Consider the following 18,593-nt stretch of genomic DNA (forward strand, 5'->3'; position numbering starts at 1 on the left):
TGTGACGATCGCGGCGTAGGAACCTTGATCATCCCAGGGCGGAGGCCATCACCCATGTCCGGACGACACACCGAGCGCGTCCACACCGGACTTCACACCAAGATCACAGACTTTGACGTTCCCCTGCATGCTGCGTACACACGCAGCGTCGTGGCACCGCCGCCGCCGTGACCGAGCCCACCAGCAACCGTACGGATATCAACACCAGCAGATAGCAGTTCGGTTGCCGAGTAATGACGCAACGCGTGAAGGTGCGTCTTTACCTCGACCCGGGCAGCCATGTCTTTGTACCGCTGGGTCACGGCATTCGGGGGGTAGGGTGCGGAGTGATCGGGCGTCTTTGTACTACTGAACACAAACATGTCATCGGAGAACTCACGCCCAAGCGTTTCTACACGATTCTTCACGCGGTCTCGCCGTTCTTTAAGCAGGACGAGGGTTTCCGTATCGAGGGCTATTCGGCGGTTTTGGTGAGTCTTCGTGTCCTTTTCTTTGCCGTTGACCCAGTTCTTGCGGAGGTCGATCACGCCTTCGTCGAAGTCGATTCGGGAGAAGCGTAGGCCGCAGAGTTCGCCTCGGCGGACGCCTGTGGTCATCACCAGCCAGACGAGCGTGCCCCAGTCGTCGTCCATCTTGAATGCCTCTTCCGCCAGCTTGGCGGCCTCGTCTGGCGTGGGTGGGTCTGGCTCTGGTGGCTTCGGCCGTGGACGACGCGCTACGCGCGCGGGATTGGTGTTGATCCAGCCCCAGCGTTCTGCGGCTGCCAGCGTGCCGCTGATGACCGAATGGATCTGCCGAACCGTTGACTTTGCCAGCGGCTTGCACTCGTGGATCGCATTTCAGCTCGGCGCAGTCGTGTTCGTCGTCCGTCTTGTGCTTCTCGATGAACGGTTTGCCGTCGCAGCGGATTCGGCAGCGGCGGAGTTCCGTGTAGAAGCTCTCTAGCGCGTGCGCGTCGATCTTTCGCACGGACTGTTCACCGAGGGTCGGGCTTTATGTAGCGGTTGATGTAGTTCACGTACCCGTCGCGGGTGCTGTCCTCTACCTCGCTCGTACGCAGCCACTCGTCTACCGCGTACGCCAGCGTCACGGACGACGTGGGGGAACGCTGGTCCTCCACCTTCATCAGAAGGCGGTTCATGACCTTCTCGGCGCGGCTTGTAGGCGGCCTTGTCTGTTCCCTTGACGTTCTCCCGCAGGTAGACGCGCTTGCTCGTCACCGGATCGACTCCGGCATAGACGACTACGCGGAGCGAGCTACCGCGTTCCTCGATGCGGCCACGTAGGCGGCCGTCAGAGCGTGCACCAGCCATGACTCTGAGTGTACTCGCACCCAAAGCCGCACCCAATGATCAAGTTTTTCGATCTTGTTCGGACCGTTCTAGCTGGTGAGAGGCGGTGGGGCCGAAGGGAGTCGAACCCTCACTGGCTGGAACCTAAATCCAGTGCCTCTGCCTGTTGGGCTACGGCCCCCTGGGTGGTGCGGCTACAGGGTAGCCGGGCGTGGGGATGGCAAATCAACGCCACCCGGAGCTTCTCCAGCTGCGATCTCACGGACAGTGACCAGTCGTGTGCGCCAGATCGACACTGCCCGTCTGTAGCCCTGCTACGCCAGCGGGCCGGGCGCGTGACACCATCTTCTCAACAGCAGGTGGAGGTCCGGCATGCGCGTTCCGCACGTGTTCGTGCGCCTCGTCGATCGGTTCGAGGAGCGCGGCGTTTACGTGCCCGGCGAGGACAACAAGGCCATCTCCCCCTGGCGTGACTTCGGGTGGCTCATCGCCGCGTTTCTTGTCACGGTTGCCGTCTTCGTCCTGTTCTTCGCCCTTGCCGCCTGACGTGGCCTCCATCACTCGCGGTGCCGCTCTGGTCACAGCTCGGCCACGGCACTACAACTGGTCCGGCATTTGGCTCCTGCACCGCCTGCCGCACCGGCATAGTGCATTCAGACGTACAACCTCCCCCGGGAAGGGGCCTCCTCCGTGCCAGTGGTCAGACTTGCGGTCGCGGCATGCGTTCTGCTGGTGCTGACGGCCTGCGGCGCTGGACACGCGGCCGACAACGACTCCGACAGCGTGCGCCAGTCGCTGCGCACCCCCGCACCGACGGCCGCCGCCGAGCGGTCCGATCTCGCGTCGGGTGGGCTTGTCCGGTCACTCGGTGAGGGGATCACTCTTGCGGTGTCGGCGCCCACCTCGTTCACGCCCACCGACACCGCGTACCCGAGGGCTGCTCGGGCCGTGGCGTTCGAGCTGGTGATCGACAACAGGAGCGACACGGTCTACCGGCCCGCGCAGCTGTCGTTCGTCGCCACGGCGGACGGGGTCGCGACCGACCAGGTCATCGACTCGACGCAGGGTTACACCGGTGTCGTCGGGGCCATCGACGAGGTGCGGCCCAGCGAGAACCTGCGGGTCGCGGTCGCGTTCGGGGTGCCAAGCGCGCCGTGCACGGTGCGGGTCGCGGTCCGGCCGGCCTCGTCCGCCACCAGCGCCATCCCCATCTTCGACGGCAAGGTCTGACGGTTGTCGGTGCCACCGGATAACGTCCCCGCCATGAGCAACCGACTCGCGGAGGGCGACGCCGCCCCCGCCTTCACGCTGCCCGACGCGGGCGGCGACCAGGTGTCGCTGTCCGACTACCTCGGCAAGCACGTCGTCGTCTACTTCTACCCCAGCGCGGGCACACCGGGCTGCACCAAGCAGGCATGCGACTTCCGCGACAACCTGGCCGAGCTGAACGACGCCGGGTTCGCGGTGCTGGGCATCTCGCCGGACAAACAGGCGAAGCTCGCCAAGTTCGTCGCCGACGAGGGCCTCACCTTCCCGCTGCTGTCGGACGAGAACCGCGAGGTGCTCACCGCCTGGGGCGCGTTCGGCGAGAAGCTGAACTACGGGCGCAAGATCATGGGTGTGATTCGCTCCACCTTCGTGGTCGGCCCCGACGGGAAGATCGAAAAGGCGATGTACAACGTGCGCGCGACCGGGCACGTGGCGAAGTTGAGGCGGGACCTGAAAGTCTGATTACCCGGCGCGCAATCAAAAAGCAGGACCGCGGGCAACCTGACGTATTCCGTGTGCGTACGCCACAGCCGGGCGAAAAGTTGTCGCTCGATCAGGTCAACTTTGCCGAACCAGGCGGCGTATTCACGGCATGCTCAACAATGCTGTTTGCCGCATTGCGTTCCTCGCTGCCCTGGCCGTGGCGGTCGGCAGCGGTTGCGGCGCGCGCCCGTCCGCGTCCGTTGGTGAGCACGTGATCCTGGCGGCGCCGGCACCCGCACCGTCCGCCGTGCCGCTGCCGTCACCGCGGACGACTACGCCACCACCGCCGACGACTACGCAGCCCCCGGTGCAACCGGCTCCGGCCGGTGCACAGGGGATCGACCCGGCGGCCATGGAGGCGGCGGCCAGGCAGGTGGAGCCGAACACGACGCTGGGGGCGGTCGTGTTCGACCGGGTGGGTGGCGGGAAACCGCTGTCGGTCAACGCCGACCGGCAGTTCCGGTCCGCGTCGCTCGTCAAGCTGATGATCGCGATCGACGCGCTGGACCACGGCGCGAGCGAGACCGAGCGGGACCGGCTAGTGCGGATGCTGTCGCTGAGCGACGACGACATCGCCAGCTCGTTCTGGGTGAAGCTGGGGCCGAACCTCGTGCCGAGGGTCGTGAAGCTGATCGGCCTGCAGCACACCGAGGCGCCGGAGATGTCCGGTCGATGGGGCGAGGTCAAGATCACCGCGAACGACCTGGTTCTGGTGTACCAGTACATCCTGAACCAGATGCCGCCCGGGGACCGCACGCTCGTCGTGGACGCGCTCGCGCAGGCGCCCCAGCACGCGGCCGACGAGTTCGACCAGTACTTCGGGATCCCCGACGGGCTCGACATCCAGTGGGCGATCAAACAGGGCTGGGGCAACAACGACCACACGATGGTGCTCCACAGCACCGGGCTGGTCGGCGCGGGCTGGCGGTACGTCGTGATCCTGCTGACCGAGCACCCGCTGGGGTCCGGGAGGCGGACGTGCGCCGACTCGGTGACGGCCGCCGCGAGCGTGCTCGTGGGCAGGCTGCCCGGCGCGTGACGACTGGATCCACGCCGCGGGCATGGCGGGACGTCAGCGCGCTCCTGTCGACGAGAATCCGCTGGTGCCCCGTCCAGGTGGATTGGGGTGATTATCGACGGATCCCGGTGTTCGCTGGCAAGGCGCCGGAAGGTCCTCGTACCGGGTTGTACTTGGGCCTTTCGGCAACGCGGCCAGCGGCCAGCGGGCGGCGGGGCTATCGAGAATAGTGCCGTATCCGCCTGGACGGGGCACTAACGGTCGCCGAGGCTGCGCAGGTGTGGGAGCAGCAGGGACAGCGCGCGGCCGCGGTGTGAGATCGCGTCCTTCTCGTCGGTCAGCAGCTCCGCCGAGGTCCGGGTCTCGCCCTCCGGCACGAAGATCGGGTCGTAGCCGAAACCGTTGGTGCCGCGGGGTTTGCGCACGATCGTGCCGGGCCAGACGCCGCGCACGACGATCTCCGTACCGTTGGTGAGCACAAGCGCGGTCGCACACACGAACTGGGCACGCAGGCGCTCGTCCGGCACGTCGGCCAGCTGCTCCAGCACCAGCTCGAGGTTCGCCTGGTCGGAGCGGGCGCTGCCGGCCCACCGCGCGGACAGCACGCCCGGCATGCCGTTCAGCGCGTCGACCGCGATGCCGGAGTCGTCGGCCACCGTCGGGAGCCCGGTCGCGGCGGCCGCGTCGCGGGCCTTGGCGACGGCGTTGTCCTCGAACGTCGCGCCGGTCTCCGGGGCCTCGTCGAACGGCGGGACCTCGTCGAGGCCGACGACCGCGACGCCCTCGATGCCCGCCCGCTCGATGATGCGCCGCATCTCCTGGAGCTTCTTGGCGTTGCGGGACGCGACGAGGAGCTGGGTGGTCATGACTTGATCGCCTTCGGAGTCGGCAGTTCGCCCGGGTAGGGCTCGGCCAGGATCGCGGTCTGCAGCGCGTGGATCTCCGCGCAGCCCGCGAGCGCCAGGTCGAGCATGCGGTCGAGCGTGGAGCGGGTGAATGTGGCGCCCTCGCCGGTGCCCTGCACCTCGATGATCGTGCCCGCGTCGGTGGCGACGACGTTCATGTCGACCTCCGCACGCGCGTCCTCCTCGTAGGGCAGGTCGAGGCGCACGCGGCCGTCGACCACCCCGACACTGATCGCCTGTACCGCGCACGACAGTGGCTGCGGGTCGGCGAGGCGGCCCGCGGCGCCGAGCCACGTGATGGCGTCGGCCAGCGCGACGTAGCCGCCGGTGATGGCGGCGGTGCGGGTGCCGCCGTCGGCCTGGATGACGTCGCAGTCGATCACGATCGTGTTCTCGCCCAGCGCGGCCAGGTCGATGCACGCCCGCAGCGAGCGGCCGATGAGGCGGCTGATCTCGTGGGTGCGGCCGCCGACCCGGCCCTTGATGGACTCGCGGTCACCACGGGTGTTGGTCGCGGACGGCAGCATCGCGTACTCCGCGGTGACCCAGCCGAGACCGGAGCCCTTGCGCCAGCGCGGCACACCCTCGGTCACGCTCGCCGCGCACAGCACCCGGGTCTTGCCGAACTCGACCAGCACCGAGCCGGCCGGCCAGATCTGAAATCCACGGGTGAGCTTGATGTCCCTGAGCTGGTCGTCGTTCCTGCCATCGCTACGTGCCACGTGGGAAGCCTATGCACTGTGGCCGACGTTACCCCGTTCGGCCTCCTGTTCCGATTGACCGCGCGGTCGGCCCGGAGGACCATTCAACATAGGTTGAAATCGGAGGCGGCCATGTCCGAGGGGGACGAACCGGCTAAGAGCAAGCACAGACACCCGGTCCTGGCCGGCACATTGAAGGCCGCCGCGGTGGTGCTGGTTCTGATGGTCGCCGTGTTCTACCTGCGGGGCAAGCTGCCGAGCATCACGACCGTGCTGGTCTACCGGCTGCTGTCGTGCTGGCTGATCATCCCGGTGGGGCTGCTGTGCTGGCTTGGACTGCGCAGGCCGTCACACCGTCACGCGGTCGAGGATGAACCCGAGTTGCTCGGGCAGGTCGGTGGTCGCGCGCTCGTCCCCGGACAGGTGCCCAAGCAGCGCGTTCTGGAACACGCCGTCCACCAGGGCGTAGGCCAGCTGGGCCGACACCGCGAACCGTAGGCCGGCAAGCTCGGCGTAGTGGGTGAAGATCCGGCCGATCATCCGCTCCAGGCTCGAGTCGATCGCGCGGACGTCCTCGCGGAAGGACTCGGAGAACATGCTCTGGTTGCGCAGGTCGTACCAGAGGCGATGCATGGGTGCGTCCTTGCGTAACGTGGTGACCATCGCGCCGATCCACCGTTCCCGCAGGCCATCCGCGGTGGTGGAGATCTCGACGACCTCGTCGTAGCGGGCCACGGAGGCGGCCTTGTACTGGCGCACGCAGTAGGTGATCAGGTCGACCTTGTCGCGGAAGTAGTAGTGCAGGACGCCGTGGGAGAACTCGGAGTTCTCCGCGATGTCCCGGAGGCTGGTGCCCGCGTAGCCCAGCTTCGAGAGGGTACGGAGCGCGGAGTTGGCGAGCTGCGCTCGGCGCACGGCGAACTTGTCGAGCTGACGGCGGACCGGTTTCCGCTCGGCGACCTGGGACACGGCGTTCCTTCGGGTCGTCCCTCCCCTGGCCCGCGCCCTGCGGACCGCAGCGAAGTCTACCTGGCAATTGCCGCCGCCAAGATCATTAACACGCTGGACCAGCCGGATGGCGCACAGCGACGACCGTCTGTGATGGGTTGCCCACGGCCGCGGCCCCCCGAAATCCAGCGTAGACGGCGGCACCGACAGAAACGGCCGGGCCGGAAGCCTCCTGTGGACAACCTCAGATGTCGTACCTGGCACCCTTGCCAACCAGCTCGACCGGCCCCGTATAGGCCGACCGAGCCTCGGCCAGGACGGCATTGGGGTCGGTCCACGGAGCGACGTGGGTGATCAGCAGGCGGCCCACCTTCGCGCGGGTCGCCAGCTCCCCCAGCTCCACACCGGACATGTGCACACCTGCCGGATGGTGGGAGCCGTGGGTCCACGACGCCTCGCCAAGCAGGACGTCCACGCCGGCCGCCAGCTCGTCCATGTTGTCGCACACGCCCGTGTCACCGGTGTAGGCGAGCGTCGCGCCACGGTGTGTGAAACGGAAGCCGTACGCGTCGCACGGGTGGGCGACCTCGGCCGTGGTCACCGAGAACGGGCCGATCTCGCGCTCGCCGGGGGCGAGCGGGTGGAAGTCGTAGGTGTCGGTGAGGATCTCGGTCTCGCGTTCCGCCCGGTCCGTGGCGTACGCGGCGGCGAAGCGGGTCGGCGCCTCCTTCGGCGCGTGTACCGCGAGCCGGGCGGTGTGCGGATCGCACGGCGGGGACGGGTGCCAGCGACGCCAGACGGTCAGTGCGGAGAAGTCCGCGCAGTGGTCCGGATGCAGGTGCGAGAACACGAGTCCGCCCAGCGTGAACGGGTCGCGGACGGCCTGCAGTTCGGCGAGGGTGCCGTTGCCCAGCTCGACGACGAGCGCGAACCCGTCGGCCTCGAGCAGGTAACCGGACGACGGCGCTTGGGGACCTGGGGCGCTGCCGGAGCAGCCGAGCACGGTCAACAGCACGGTCAACAGCTTTCCTTAGAGGGCGCGCGAATGGGGTCGGTGGATGCCCGTCGTGATCGAGGTGGTTCCTGGCGGTGCCGCGCAGGCGTCGTCGTACTGGACCGTACTTCGATGCCTGCGCGGTGCCGCCAGGGGCCGCCTCGGCGCGGCGGGCGCCGCCATGCCCTATTCGCGCGTCCTCTCACACACGGGCGACCGCGAAAGCACCAAGATCGGGACCGAGGAACCGTCGGGCCAGCCGGGCGAACGACTCGGGCTTGCCGGTCGCGGCCAGCTCGTGGCGGGGCTCGGTGCCCGGTTCGGCGAACATGTCCAGTTCGGTCAGCACACGGACGACGTCCTTGGCCGTCTCTTCCGCGCTGGACACGAGCGTCACGTCCGGGCCCATCACGATCTGCAGGACGCCGGTGAGCAGCGGGTAGTGCGTGCACCCGAGCACCACGGTGTCCACGTCCGCCTGCTGCAACGGTTCGAGGTAGGCCTGCGCGAGTCCCAGCACCTGCCTGCCGGACGTGATGCCGCGCTCCACGAAGTCGACGAAGCGGGGGCAGGCGGCGCTGGTGACCGTGAGGTCGGGGACGGCGCCGAACGCGTCGTCGTAGGCGCGGGACCGGATCGTGCCCACGGTGCCGATCACCCCGACGCGGCGGTTGTGGGTGGTCGCCACCGCGCGCCGGACGGCCGGGACGACGACCTCGACCACCGGGATGTCATACCGCTCCCGTGCGTCGGGAAGGCACGCGGCCGACGCCGTGTTGCACGCGATGACCAGCAGTTTCACCCCGCTGGCGACCAGGTCGTCCGCCACCGAAAGGGCATGGCGGCGTACCTCCGCGACCGGCAGCGGCCCGTACGGGCTGTGTGCGGTGTCGCCGACGTACCGGAGCCGCTCGGCGGGCAGCTGGTCCGCGATGGCGCGTGCGACCGTCAGGCCGCCGACGCCGGAGTCGAAGATGCCGATGGGCCCGTCGTTCCGCGCGCCGACCTGTTCGCCATGGATACCAGCCACGCCGCGAGTATGCCGCCGATCGCGCCGAACAGGTGCGCCTGCCACGACACCCCCGGGTCGCCAGGCAGCACGCCGAGCAGGGTGCTGCCCCAGTAAAGGAACAGGATCACGGCCACCAGTATCTGCCCGAACGCGCGGTTGAACATGCCGCGGACCAGCAGGAACGAGAGCCAGCCGAACGTGAGGCCGGACGCGCCGATGGTGGTGCCCTCCGCGCCGATGAGCCACACGCCGAGGCCGCTGAACAGCCAGATGGTGAGCGTCACAGCGACCCACTGCCCGATGCCGTTGGACATCGCGAGGAAGCCGAAGATCAGCACCGGCAGTGTGTTGGCGACCAGGTGCCCCCAGCCGTGGTGCAGCAGCGGCGCCCACAGGATGCCGTCGAGGCCGCCAAGGGAGCGTGGCTGGATGCCGAACTGGTCGAGCCTGCCGCGCATGGCCGCGTCGACGATCTCGATGACGTACAGCAGCGCGGTGAAGGAGCCGATCGTGATCAGCGCCGCCAGCGGGTTGGGCGGCAGAATGCGGTTCACCGGGTTCTTGGGCTGCGCCGGGGCGGGCAAGGTGCTCACCTGACCGAGGCTACGTGGGATTTTCGGTTCCCGCGTCCGGTTTCAACCCTGAGAAATCCCTGGTATCACGGACAGTCCCATGGCGTAGTCCGCCGCGAGCTCCGCGTGCAGGCGCGTGGTCGGGAAGACCGGGACCGGGCTGTCGGCCTGGCCGACGAGCAGTTCGATTTCCGTGCAGCCCAGGATGACGCCTTCCGCGCCGCGGTCGACGAGGCGTTCGATCACGTCGCGGTAGGCCTGCCGCGACTCCTCACGCACGACGCCGACGACGAGCTCCTCGTAGATGACCCGGTGCACCTCGGCGCGGTCGTCCTCGTCGGGCACGAGGACGTCGAGGCCGTGGGTGGCGAGGCGGTCGCGGTAGAAGTCCTCTTCCATCGTGAAGGCGGTGCCCAGCAGCGCGATCCGCCGGACGCCCGTCCGCGTGACGGCGGCGGCCGTGGCGTCGCCGAGGTGCAGGAGCGGCAGGACCGTGATCCGGTCCGCGACCTTGTGCATGGTGTTCGTGCACAGCACCACGAAGTCCGCACCCGCCAGTGCGAGTCCGGCGGCGGCCTCGGCGAGCCGGTCACCCGCCTCGTCCCACTCGCCGGCGGACTGCATCCGCTCGATCTCCGCGAAGTCGACGGAGTACATGACACAGTGCGCGGAGTGCAGCCCGCCGAGCCGGTCGCGGACGCGCTCGTTCACGTATCGGTAGTACTCGATGCTCGACTCCCAGCTCATGCCGCCGAGCAGGCCGATGACCTTCATGACAGGAGCCCGGTGAGCCGCACGAGCGAGCGGTCCATGTTGCGCTCGATGTCCTTGGTGCCCATGCGTTTCATGAGCCAGCCCTTGAGCGGGCCCGCAGGCGTCCGCAGGGACCGCAGCCGGACCGTCGTCACCGCGGCGTCGCCGTCCAGCTCGATGCGGAACTCGGTGCGGGCGGCGAACTTCGGCGCGGGTTTGCCGTCGATCCGCTCCGCGACGTGCTGCCAGGCCAGCACCTTGCCGTGGACGCACTCGGTGATCTCCTGGTCGACCTCTGACCGGCGGTGGCCCCAGTGCCCGTGCTGGGTACGCAGCTGGCCGACCCCGGTCTCACCGCCGGAGGGGACCTCGGTGCGGTCGGCGAAGTCGAACCAGTCCCCTGCACGTTCGGCATCCGACACGACCGTCCACACGTCGCCGGTCCCGGCCGGGACCTGTGCCTCGCGCATGACCTCGATGACCTGGCTCACGCCGACGAATGTTATGCCTGTGGGCGCCCGGCTTCCCGGGCGCCCACAGGCGGTGAAGCGCGGCGGTGTCACCCGCAGTGCTCCGCCTTCTCCTGGTCGGTCATCGGCGCGGTCTTCTGGGTGATGTCACCGGTCGAGCCCGGCATCGGGCCGTCCGCGGTGAAGTCCAGGTACCAGATGTAGTGGCCGTAGAAGGGGTCCGGGAAGTGCATCTCGTACTGCCCGTTGACCTTCTGCATCTTGGGCGCGCGTTCGACCCAGCCCTTCTCGTTGGGCCGGACGTCCACGTTCGTCGCCTGGCCCTCGGTGTGCGAGGACTCCCACGTGTGCTGGTAGGAGGTCTCGATCGACACCTTGAACACCTCGGAGAAGCCGACCTCGGCCGACAGCGACACCCCGAAGCTGTTCGACTCGGTCGTGGTGTCGGACCAGTTCACGGTGCTGCGCTGCAGGTCCGGCGTGCAGTTGTAGGCCGCCTCGCCGACCTGGTGCCCGCCGCCGGTGTACTCCTCCGGCGGACCGGCCGGGTGGAACACGCACAGGTCCGTGCCGTTGTCGCACTTGTCGAGCAGCTCGCGCGCCGTCGGCGTCTCCTTAGCCGACGCGCCGGGGGCGGTGAGCACGAGCGCGCCGGTCGCGAGCAGTGCCGCGGCCGCGGTGGTGATGATCTTCCTCAGCATGGTCTGCCTCCTCAGCTGAACCCGATGGACTGCGTGCGGTTGTCCATGAACGACCCGACGTTCGGGGTGTTCTCGTCGAACGGGCCGTCCCGGTCACCGCCGAGGCCGGGTTCCGGGTAGAGCCAGAGCCAGCAGTTGCCCCACGGCTGCACGGACGAGATCCGGTGCTTCCAGTCGTCCCCGAGGTCGAGCTGGAAGTTGATCACACCGTCCTTCTCGCACAGCTCGGCGCCGTAGACGGTCAGCGAGTCGCCGCCGTAGTCGAGCCCGTCGAAGACGGTGCCCTGGATGATGTCCCCGGCCCGCTGCTTGCCGGTGATGGCTTCCTCGTAGGTGGCGTAGCACTGTTGTGCACCCGTGCGTACGTCCAGCGTGCAGTGCGTGGCCTTTTCTCCCGTGGCCACGGGTGCCGCCGTCGCCGTTGGCGCGGCAACCGCGAGCGTCAGCACGCCCACGCCCGCCAGCGCGACGAGCACTCGGCCGATCGTCCTCCTCGTCATCCGCAACTCCTCCGTTACCGAATGTGACGACTTCGGACCCTAGGAGGAACTTCCCAACAAAAACAACACCAACAAAGACAAAGGACGAATTTGTAACGTTGTTATAATTGGAGTCACGGCTGGTCGACGGCGAAGTTTGGCAATTTCGGCAGGGTCCCCGAATCGGCCTACGACGTTCGTAGGGGTTCGGACATGCGGCGATGCCGCATAGTCACGCCCAGAGGTGCCCGTCAAGGCGGGCGGCGGCCTCGTCGACCGAGCCGCTGTAGGCACCCGTGGACAGGTACTTCCAACCACCGTCGGCGACGATGAAGACCACGTCCGCCGGCGTGCCCGCCCGCACGGCCTTGTCGGCCGCCGCGAGCGCGGCGTGCAGGATCGCGCCCGTGGAGATGCCAGCGAAGATGCCCTCGTTCTCCAGCAGCTCTCGAGTCCTGCGCAGCGCGTCGTAGGAACCCACCGAGTACCGGCTGGTCAGCACCTCGGGGTCGTACAGCTCCGGCACGAAGCCCTCGTCGAGGTTGCGCAGGCCGTAGACCAGCTCGCCGTAGCGCGGCTCGGCCGCGATGATCTGCACGTCCGGCTTGTGTTCACGCAGGTAGCGCCCGGCACCGACCAGCGTGCCCGTGGTGCCGAGACCGGCCACGAAGTGCGTGACGGAAGGCAGGTCGCGCAGGATCTCCGGGCCCGTGCCGTGGTAGTGCGCGCCCGCGTTGTTCGGGTTCCCGTACTGGTACAGCATGATCCAGTCCGGGTTCTTCTTCGCGAGCTCCTTCGCCCGCCGGACGGCCTCGTTCGAGCCGCCCGCCGCAGGCGAGTTCACGATCCGCGCGCCGTAGGCCTGCAGCAGCTGCCGCCGCTCCTCGGAGGTGTTCTCCGGCATCACGCACACCAGGCCGTAGCCCTTGAGCTTCGCGGCCATGGCGAGCGAGATGCCGGTGTTGCCCGACGTCGGCTCGAGGATCGTGGCGCCGGGACGCAGGGTCCCGTCCTCCTCCGCCTTCTCGATCATCCGCAACGCGACCCGGTCCTTCACGGACCCGGTCGGGTTGCGGTCCTCGAGCTTCGCCCACAGGCGGACGCCGTCGCCCGGTGACAGCCGAGGCAGTCCGACCAGCGGCGTGTCGCCGAGCGTGTCGAGCAGGGAGTCGTAGCGGGCCAACTCAGCCGCCCGCGACGGCGGGCAGGATGGTCACGTTGTCGCCGTCGGAGACGGCCGCCTCCAGACCACCCGAGAACCGCACGTCCTCGTCGTTGACGTAGATGTTCACGAAGCGGTGCAGCGAGCCCTCCTTGACCAGGCGGCCCTTGATGCCGCCGTGGTTGGCGTCGAGGTTGTCGATCACCTCGGCCACCGTGGTGCCGTTCGCCTCGACCGTCTTCTCACCACCGGTGTGGGTGCGCAGAATCGTCGGGATGGAGACGGTGACCGCCATGTGAACCTCCGCTTGCAAGGGGACTTACTCGGAAAACGCCTGTGTCGGCGATGGGTATTCCTCGGTGTGACCGGGCACGACCTCGACCGGCTCCTCGGTGATCTCGCCATCGACGATCCGGTACGAGCGGAACTCGTCGGTGTCGGTGTCGCGGGTGGAGACCAGCACGTAGTGGGCGTCAGGTTCGGACGCGTACGACACGTCGGTCCGCGACGGGTACGCCTCGGTCGCGGTGTGCGAGTGGTAGACCACCACCGGCACCTCGTCGTTCGCGTCCATCTCCCGGTACAGCTTGAGCAGGTCGGCCGAGTCGAACTCGTAGAACGTCGGCGAGCGCGCCGCGTTCAGCATGGGGATGAAGCGCTCCGGCCGGTCCGACCCCTCAGGCCCGGCGACGACGCCGCAGGCCTCGTCCGGGTGGTCCCGACGAGCGTGCGCGATGATCGCGTCCACCAGGTCACGGCGTATCCGAAGCACGCACCTGATCCTACTGGCCGGACGTCGAGCTCTCATCTGCTGAGACGGGCCACACGTCGCGGTACGCGGGCAGGCCGGCCAGCGACGTGGCCGCCAGCACGCCGTGCACCATGGCCCGCGCGAACACCTCCGCCACCGCGGTGCACAGGCGGTCCAGCGCGGCGGCCCGTGCGACCGGCCCGAACGGCGCGTCGGCCGCCACCAGCTCGCGGGCCCTGGTGGCGACCGCGAACACGGTGTCCCCGTCGAACATCGTGTGTGCGGGGCGGACCGCGCGGGCCAGGCCGTCCTGCGCGGCGACCGCGAGACGGCGGCACTCGGTCTTGGTGAGGTCCGCGTCCACGGCGACCACGCCGATCGTGGTGTTCAGGTCGGTGGGTGCCGAGTCCGGCAGCACGCCGGGCGCGTCGGGCCACACCACCCCGAACTCGCCCGCGACCTCGTGGTCGGCCGCGTACGGCACGCCCGTCGCCAGGTCGACGGCCGAGCCCGCCGCGTTCACGGCGGCCAGCGCGCCGACGGTGAACCCGTCGACCTCCGCCGACGCGGTGCCGATTCCGCCCTTGAGCTGCCCGACCTTGGCGCCGGTGCCCGCGCCGACGGTGCCGGCCGGGAACTCGACGGCCGCGTTCTCGCACGCGGCGTACCCGAAGGACGCGTCGGGCCGGTTGCCCCAGTCGCTCCTCGGCAGGTCGAACAGCACCGCACCAGGCACGATCGGCACGACCTCGTGTTCCCCTGCACCGACCCGGAGGCCGAGGTTGCGCTCGGACAGCCAGCGCATCACGCCGTCGGCGGCCGCGAGCCCGTACGCGGACCCGCCGGACAGGCACACGGCGTCGACCTGCTGGACCAGGTTCTCCGGCACCAGCAGGTCGGTCTCGCGGGTGCCCGGCGCGCCGCCCCGGCCGTCGACCGCGCCGGTGGTGCCGGGGGGCAGGAGCACGACCGTGGTGCCGGTCGCCCAGCCATCACCGATCCGCTGGTGGTGCCCGACGAGCACCCCGGCGACGTCGGTGATGGTGTTATTCATCGCTGCCGGTGAGCGCGGCGACCAGGCTCTCCTGCATCCAGGTCAGCCAGTGGTAGACGCCGAGGTGCGGGGCGCGCGGGTCGTCGTCGGGCAGCTGGTCCGGCATGTCCTCGGTCACGCCGAGCGTGATCCCGAGCGCCAGCCGGACGTCGTTGAGCGCGGACAGCCACGCGTCGGCCTGCTCCGGCGAGAGCGTGACCAGACCGCCACCGGCCGGACACGTGTCGAGCACCACACCGGCGACGCCGGTCTTCAGATCCAGCAGCTCCGGCTCGTGCAGCGACCGCAGCGCGGCGGCCGAGTCCCGGTCCTGCTTCGTCGCGGCCTCGGCGAAGTCCTCGTCGAGGCGGTGGAAGTCCGGCAGCAGGCGGGACAGGATCGGGTCGTCAGGCGCGGTCGTCGGGCCGGTGCGGATGCCGGTGAGCTCGGCCAGCTCGTCCTGCGGGGCCTCGTCCTGCCTGGCCTTCAGCATCTCGTCGAGCTGGCCGACCATGCCGCGCAGCACCGCGGCTTCCTGACGGTCGATCTTGGTGGTGACGGTGTCGCCCGCCCGCTCCCAGGGGATCACGACTCGTGCTGCATGGTCGCCCAGAGGCCGGCCGCGTGCAGCTTCGCGACGTCGCCCTCCACTTTCTCCTTGGCGCCGGAGGACACGATCGCTCTGCCCTTGTGGTGCACGTCAAGCATGAGTTTCGTCGCCTGCTCACGGGAGTAGCCGAACAACTTCTGGAACACGTACGTCACGTACGACATCAGGTTCACGGGGTCGTTCCACACGATGGTCTGCCAAGGCTTGTCCTCGGCCGTGAACTCGGCCGCTACCGGTTCGACCCGCTCGACGGGTGTCGACATGGAAACCGACATAAAACCAATGGTGGCATGTCTAGGCTCACCGGTCATGACCGGTACCAGCACCGCGTTGCTCACCGACCACTACGAGCTGACCATGCTCGCCGCCGCGCTCGCCGACGGCACGGCCGACCGGAGCTGCGTGTTCGAGACGTTCGCACGCAGGCTGCCGGGCGGACGGCGCTACGGCGTGGTCGGTGGCACCGGCCGCGTGGTGGAGGCCATCAGCAGGTTCACGTTCGGCGAGGCCGAGCTGGCGCAGCTGTCCGGCGTCGTCGACCAGGCCACACTGGACTGGCTCGCGGGCTACCGGTTCACCGGCGACGTCGACGGCTACGCCGAGGGCGAGCTGTACTTCCCGGGGTCGCCGCTGTTCACCGTGCGCGGCACGTTCGCGGAGGCGGTCGTGCTGGAGACGCTGGTCCTGTCGATCCTCAACCACGACAGCGCGATCGTGTCGGCGGCCGCGCGGATGGTGAGCGCCGCGAACGGACGGCCGATCATCGAGATGGGCGGGCGGCGCACCCACGAGGAGGCGGCGGTCGCCTCGGCGCGGGCCGCGTACCTGGCGGGCTTCGCGACGACCTCCAACCTGGAGGCGAAGCGCCGGTACGGCATCCCGACGGCGGGCACGTGCGCGCACGCGTTCACGCTGCTGCACGACAGCGAGCACGCCGCGTTCACCGCGCAGGTCGAGGCGCTGGGCACGGACACGACGCTGCTGGTGGACACCTACGACATCACCGCCGGGATCGAGACCGCCATCGAGGTGGCGGGTCCCGGCCTCGGCGCGATCCGCATCGACTCGGGTGACGTTGGCGTGCTGGCCAGGCAGGCCCGCCAGCAGCTCGACTCGCTGGGCGCCAAGAACACCCGGATCGTGGTTTCTGGCGACCTCGACGAGTACGCGATCGCGGCGCTGCGTGCCGAGCCGGTGGACGCCTACGGCGTCGGCACGTCGCTGGTGACGGGGTCCGGCTCGCCGACCGCCGGGATGGTCTACAAACTGGTCGAGGTGGACGGGCGGCCGGTCGCGAAACGCAGCTCGCACAAGGAGTCCAAGGCCGGGCGTAAGGCCGCGCTTCGCAGGCACAAGCCGACCGGGACCGCGCTCGAGGAGGTCGTGTACGTGGTCGGCGCGACCCTCGAGGAAGGGCCGCACGACCGGCAGCTGCAGGTGCCGCTGCTGCGGGGTGGACAACCGGCGGGTGAGCCGCCCAGTCTTGAACAGAGCAGGCAACGCGTCCGCGACGGGCTGGTCAGCCTCCCGTGGGAAGGACTGAAACTGTCGCAGGGCGAGCCCGCGATCCCGACCGTCTACGTGGAGAAGTGATGACCGCGCTCATTGTCGTTGACGTGCAGAACGACTTCTGCGAGGGCGGTTCGCTCGCGGTGGCGGGTGGGGCGGCGGTCGCGGCGGAGGTCTCCGCGCTGTACGGGTCGTACTCGCACGTGGTCGCGACGCGCGACTACCACATCGATCCCGGTGCGCACTTCTCCGAGACCCCGGACTTCGTCGACACGTGGCCGGTGCACTGCCGGGCCGGTACGCCGGGGGCGTCGTTCCACCCGTCGCTCGACGTCGGCGGCCTCCAGGCGGTGTTCTCCAAGGGCGAGTACGCCGCGGCGTACTCCGGGTTCGAGGGCGCCGCACCGGACGGCACGACGCTCGCCGACTGGCTGCGCGCGCACGACGTGTCCGATGTGGACGTGGTCGGCATCGCGACCGACCACTGTGTACGGGCGACCGCGCTGGACGCGGCCGAGGCCGGGTTCCGGACACGGGTGCTGCTGGACCTGACGGCCGGGGTCGCCGCGGCCACGGTGGACTCCGCGCTCGCGCGCCTCCGCGACGCTGGCGTGACGCTCACCGGCACGCCTCGCGTCGGCTGACCTGCCTGACCACTTCCCTGCGCGGCAAATGAGTGGCCCGCGCCTCCTGCCCGGTGGCAGCCTGGTCCGGTGACCTGGGACGAAGCACTCGCGGACGGCTACGAGCGGCGGTCCGCCCACATGACCGAGGACATCCCCTTCTACGTCGGCCTCGCACGCGAAGCCGACGGGCCCGTCGTCGAACTGGCGGTCGGCACCGGGCGGGTCGCGGTGCCGGTGGCGCGGGCGATCGGCCGGACCGTGATCGGCATCGACTCCTCGCCCGCGTTCACAGAGGACAGCCAGGAGTACGTCTTCATCACCCGCAAGGAGAACGCATGACCGAGGAGCACACCTACCGGGTGCTGGTACGCGGCCGGTTCACCGATCTCGACGACGACGGGCGCGCGCGGCTGCTGGCTGTCGCAGGGGAGCACGACATGCTCGCCGCCGGGTTCACCGAGACCGGGTCGCTGGCCTACGACCACACGCTCGACTTCTTCAGCTTCCGCGTCGAGCTGCGGGCCGAGGCGGAGAGGGCGGTGTGCGACCAGGGGAAGGCGCTCGCGGCGCAGGCGGTGGCGGGGTTCGGCGTGGACTTCCGCGACCTGAAGGCGTCCGCCACCGACATGAACCTGATCAAGATCAAGCGGCGCCGGTAGGCAGGGCCCACCGGCGCCGCGGCAGTCCGTCAGTAGAGCGGCGCGCAGTGCACCGTGCCCACGTACGCGTCACCCGTCGTCGGCCCGCCCCTCGGGAACATGCGGATGTGCATAAGGTTCACGGTGATGCTGCCGTCGGGGGTCGACGGGGTCACCACCTCGTTGAACGTCACCGTCGCCATCGGCCTGCCGTTCGGGCCACCCGGGATCGTCACCACGTGGTTCGCGGGGAGGTGTGAGGGCGTCGCGACCCCGGTCAGGCCGGAGAACTGGATCGTCGAGCTGCTGCCGGAGAGCGACGTCTGGCACCTCGAGACGTAGCTGGCGATGCGGATCCGGGGGCCGCCGTACCGCCGCAGTGCGTCGAAGCGGAACATCTGGCCGGTCACGGTCGTCTTCGCGATCTCGCCGAGGGCGTCGACGGTGCAGGTCGACCGGCCGGTCGAGAGAGTGACCACGTTCGGCACGACCACATCGCGCGCCTCGCGCGATGGCGTTCCTTCCGTGCTGCACTCGGCGATCGGCTCCACGGTCACCGCCCCGATGGTGACCGCGCCCGCCGAGCCCTCCGCGATCGCGTCGCCGGGGGCCGCCTGGGCAGGTACCACCGCGAACGCGAGGCCCGCGACCGTCAGACATGTCACGC

At 69.2% G+C, this 18,593-nt stretch carries 28 protein-coding genes and 1 tRNA gene; 9 read left to right on the forward strand and 20 right to left on the reverse strand.

Going from position 1 to position 18,593, the window contains the following annotated elements; translation table 11 throughout:
- Positions 1-92: 92 nt before the first annotated feature.
- On the reverse strand, positions 93-632 hold the full coding sequence (locus tag WBA97_RS33570) for a tyrosine-type recombinase/integrase (RefSeq protein ID WP_424235011.1): 540 nt from the start codon (positions 630-632) through the stop codon (positions 93-95).
- Between the two features lie 145 nt (positions 633-777).
- Here WBA97_RS33570 and WBA97_RS33575 point away from each other — a divergent pair, with 145 nt between their 5' ends.
- The gene (locus tag WBA97_RS33575; protein ID WP_424235012.1) at positions 778-945 is read left to right on the forward strand and encodes a hypothetical protein; all 168 of its coding nucleotides are present in this window, start codon (positions 778-780) and stop codon (positions 943-945) included.
- Between the two features lie 31 nt (positions 946-976).
- Here the strand turns inward: WBA97_RS33575 and WBA97_RS33580 are convergent, their stop codons facing one another.
- Positions 977-1,141: a hypothetical protein gene (locus WBA97_RS33580; protein ID WP_424235013.1), complete on the reverse strand. Its 165-nt coding sequence runs from the start codon at positions 1,139-1,141 to the stop codon at positions 977-979.
- Positions 1,142-1,399: 258 nt separating this feature from the next.
- A tRNA-Leu gene (locus tag WBA97_RS33585) sits at positions 1,400-1,473 on the reverse strand.
- A gap of 191 nt (positions 1,474-1,664) precedes the next feature.
- On the opposite strand from WBA97_RS33585, the gene WBA97_RS33590 reads away from it, so the two are divergent.
- From WBA97_RS33590 to WBA97_RS33605, 4 genes are all read left to right on the forward strand, one after another.
- Positions 1,665-1,838 carry a hypothetical protein gene (locus WBA97_RS33590; RefSeq protein ID WP_424235014.1) on the forward strand — a complete coding sequence of 58 codons (174 nt, stop codon included), beginning with the start codon at positions 1,665-1,667 and terminating at the stop codon, positions 1,836-1,838.
- A gap of 144 nt (positions 1,839-1,982) precedes the next feature.
- A complete protein-coding gene (locus WBA97_RS33595; protein ID WP_424235015.1) occupies positions 1,983-2,522 on the forward strand; it encodes a hypothetical protein in 540 nt (179 codons plus the stop codon).
- 33 nt (positions 2,523-2,555) lie between these two features.
- On the forward strand, positions 2,556-3,023 hold the full coding sequence (gene bcp / locus WBA97_RS33600; protein ID WP_424235016.1) for a thioredoxin-dependent thiol peroxidase: 468 nt from the start codon (positions 2,556-2,558) through the stop codon (positions 3,021-3,023).
- 328 nt (positions 3,024-3,351) lie between these two features.
- On the forward strand, positions 3,352-4,083 hold the full coding sequence (locus WBA97_RS33605; RefSeq protein WP_424235017.1) for a hypothetical protein: 732 nt from the start codon (positions 3,352-3,354) through the stop codon (positions 4,081-4,083).
- A 233-nt stretch (positions 4,084-4,316) separates the two neighbouring features.
- Here WBA97_RS33605 and rdgB read toward each other — a convergent pair whose 3' ends face one another.
- From rdgB to clpS, 16 genes are all read right to left on the reverse strand, one after another.
- On the reverse strand, positions 4,317-4,928 hold the full coding sequence (gene rdgB, locus WBA97_RS33610) for an RdgB/HAM1 family non-canonical purine NTP pyrophosphatase (RefSeq protein WP_424235018.1): 612 nt from the start codon (positions 4,926-4,928) through the stop codon (positions 4,317-4,319).
- Positions 4,925-5,689: a ribonuclease PH gene (rph, locus tag WBA97_RS33615; protein ID WP_424235019.1), complete on the reverse strand. Its 765-nt coding sequence runs from the start codon at positions 5,687-5,689 to the stop codon at positions 4,925-4,927. Before rph ends, rdgB begins: the two co-directional genes overlap by 4 nt.
- Before the next feature lie 327 nt (positions 5,690-6,016).
- A complete protein-coding gene (locus tag WBA97_RS33620; protein ID WP_424235020.1) occupies positions 6,017-6,637 on the reverse strand; it encodes a TetR/AcrR family transcriptional regulator in 621 nt (206 codons plus the stop codon).
- 223 nt (positions 6,638-6,860) lie between these two features.
- Complete coding sequence (locus WBA97_RS33625) at positions 6,861-7,631, reverse strand: MBL fold metallo-hydrolase (RefSeq protein ID WP_424235044.1); 771 nt, start codon at positions 7,629-7,631, stop codon at positions 6,861-6,863.
- Between the two features lie 181 nt (positions 7,632-7,812).
- Entirely contained in the window at positions 7,813-8,631 is an 819-nt protein-coding gene (murI, locus tag WBA97_RS33630; RefSeq protein WP_424235045.1) for a glutamate racemase, read from the reverse strand.
- The gene (locus tag WBA97_RS33635; protein WP_424235021.1) at positions 8,559-9,215 is read right to left on the reverse strand and encodes a rhomboid family intramembrane serine protease; all 657 of its coding nucleotides are present in this window, start codon (positions 9,213-9,215) and stop codon (positions 8,559-8,561) included. Before WBA97_RS33635 ends, murI begins: the two co-directional genes overlap by 73 nt.
- Positions 9,216-9,257: 42 nt before the next feature.
- Positions 9,258-9,968, reverse strand: coding sequence for an aspartate/glutamate racemase family protein (locus tag WBA97_RS33640; RefSeq protein ID WP_424235022.1), 711 nt, complete (start codon positions 9,966-9,968; stop codon positions 9,258-9,260).
- Positions 9,965-10,438: an SRPBCC family protein gene (locus tag WBA97_RS33645; RefSeq protein WP_424235023.1), complete on the reverse strand. Its 474-nt coding sequence runs from the start codon at positions 10,436-10,438 to the stop codon at positions 9,965-9,967. The genes WBA97_RS33640 and WBA97_RS33645 overlap by 4 nt, the downstream gene beginning before the upstream one ends.
- A gap of 68 nt (positions 10,439-10,506) precedes the next feature.
- Positions 10,507-11,118 (reverse strand): hypothetical protein, encoded by a 612-nt coding sequence (locus tag WBA97_RS33650; protein WP_424235024.1) that lies wholly within the window; start codon positions 11,116-11,118, stop codon positions 10,507-10,509.
- Positions 11,119-11,129: 11 nt separating this feature from the next.
- Positions 11,130-11,618, reverse strand: a complete 489-nt coding sequence (locus WBA97_RS33655; RefSeq protein ID WP_424235025.1) for a hypothetical protein — start codon at positions 11,616-11,618, stop codon at positions 11,130-11,132.
- Positions 11,619-11,829: 211 nt separating this feature from the next.
- Positions 11,830-12,780, reverse strand: coding sequence for a PLP-dependent cysteine synthase family protein (locus WBA97_RS33660; RefSeq protein WP_424235026.1), 951 nt, complete (start codon positions 12,778-12,780; stop codon positions 11,830-11,832).
- 1 nt (position 12,781) lies between these two features.
- The gene (locus tag WBA97_RS33665; protein WP_424235027.1) at positions 12,782-13,054 is read right to left on the reverse strand and encodes a MoaD/ThiS family protein; all 273 of its coding nucleotides are present in this window, start codon (positions 13,052-13,054) and stop codon (positions 12,782-12,784) included.
- A 24-nt stretch (positions 13,055-13,078) separates the two neighbouring features.
- On the reverse strand, positions 13,079-13,531 hold the full coding sequence (locus tag WBA97_RS33670) for a Mov34/MPN/PAD-1 family protein (RefSeq protein ID WP_424235028.1): 453 nt from the start codon (positions 13,529-13,531) through the stop codon (positions 13,079-13,081).
- A 10-nt stretch (positions 13,532-13,541) separates the two neighbouring features.
- The gene (locus WBA97_RS33675; RefSeq protein ID WP_424235029.1) at positions 13,542-14,564 is read right to left on the reverse strand and encodes a P1 family peptidase; all 1,023 of its coding nucleotides are present in this window, start codon (positions 14,562-14,564) and stop codon (positions 13,542-13,544) included.
- Complete coding sequence (locus tag WBA97_RS33680) at positions 14,557-15,132, reverse strand: DUF2017 domain-containing protein (protein WP_424235030.1); 576 nt, start codon at positions 15,130-15,132, stop codon at positions 14,557-14,559. The genes WBA97_RS33675 and WBA97_RS33680 overlap by 8 nt, the downstream gene beginning before the upstream one ends.
- Positions 15,129-15,416, reverse strand: a complete 288-nt coding sequence (gene clpS, locus WBA97_RS33685; RefSeq protein WP_424235031.1) for an ATP-dependent Clp protease adapter ClpS — start codon at positions 15,414-15,416, stop codon at positions 15,129-15,131. The genes WBA97_RS33680 and clpS overlap by 4 nt, the downstream gene beginning before the upstream one ends.
- Before the next feature lie 46 nt (positions 15,417-15,462).
- On the opposite strand from clpS, the gene WBA97_RS33690 reads away from it, so the two are divergent.
- The 4 genes from WBA97_RS33690 to WBA97_RS33705 all read left to right on the forward strand — a co-directional run bounded on the left by WBA97_RS33690 (position 15,463) and on the right by WBA97_RS33705 (position 17,947).
- Positions 15,463-16,746: a nicotinate phosphoribosyltransferase gene (locus WBA97_RS33690; RefSeq protein WP_424235032.1), complete on the forward strand. Its 1,284-nt coding sequence runs from the start codon at positions 15,463-15,465 to the stop codon at positions 16,744-16,746.
- On the forward strand, positions 16,743-17,306 hold the full coding sequence (locus tag WBA97_RS33695) for an isochorismatase family protein (protein ID WP_424235033.1): 564 nt from the start codon (positions 16,743-16,745) through the stop codon (positions 17,304-17,306). Before WBA97_RS33690 ends, WBA97_RS33695 begins: the two co-directional genes overlap by 4 nt.
- Positions 17,307-17,375: 69 nt before the next feature.
- Positions 17,376-17,627 carry a hypothetical protein gene (locus WBA97_RS33700; protein WP_424235034.1) on the forward strand — a complete coding sequence of 84 codons (252 nt, stop codon included), beginning with the start codon at positions 17,376-17,378 and terminating at the stop codon, positions 17,625-17,627.
- Positions 17,624-17,947 (forward strand): DUF6204 family protein, encoded by a 324-nt coding sequence (locus tag WBA97_RS33705; RefSeq protein ID WP_424235035.1) that lies wholly within the window; start codon positions 17,624-17,626, stop codon positions 17,945-17,947. The genes WBA97_RS33700 and WBA97_RS33705 overlap by 4 nt, the downstream gene beginning before the upstream one ends.
- A gap of 29 nt (positions 17,948-17,976) precedes the next feature.
- Here the strand turns inward: WBA97_RS33705 and WBA97_RS33710 are convergent, their stop codons facing one another.
- On the reverse strand, positions 17,977-18,591 hold the full coding sequence (locus WBA97_RS33710; protein ID WP_424235036.1) for a hypothetical protein: 615 nt from the start codon (positions 18,589-18,591) through the stop codon (positions 17,977-17,979).
- Positions 18,592-18,593 lie beyond the last annotated feature (2 nt).

This window comes from Actinophytocola sp. (genome assembly GCF_049647105.1).
GTDB lineage: Bacteria > Actinomycetota > Actinomycetes > Mycobacteriales > Pseudonocardiaceae > Actinophytocola.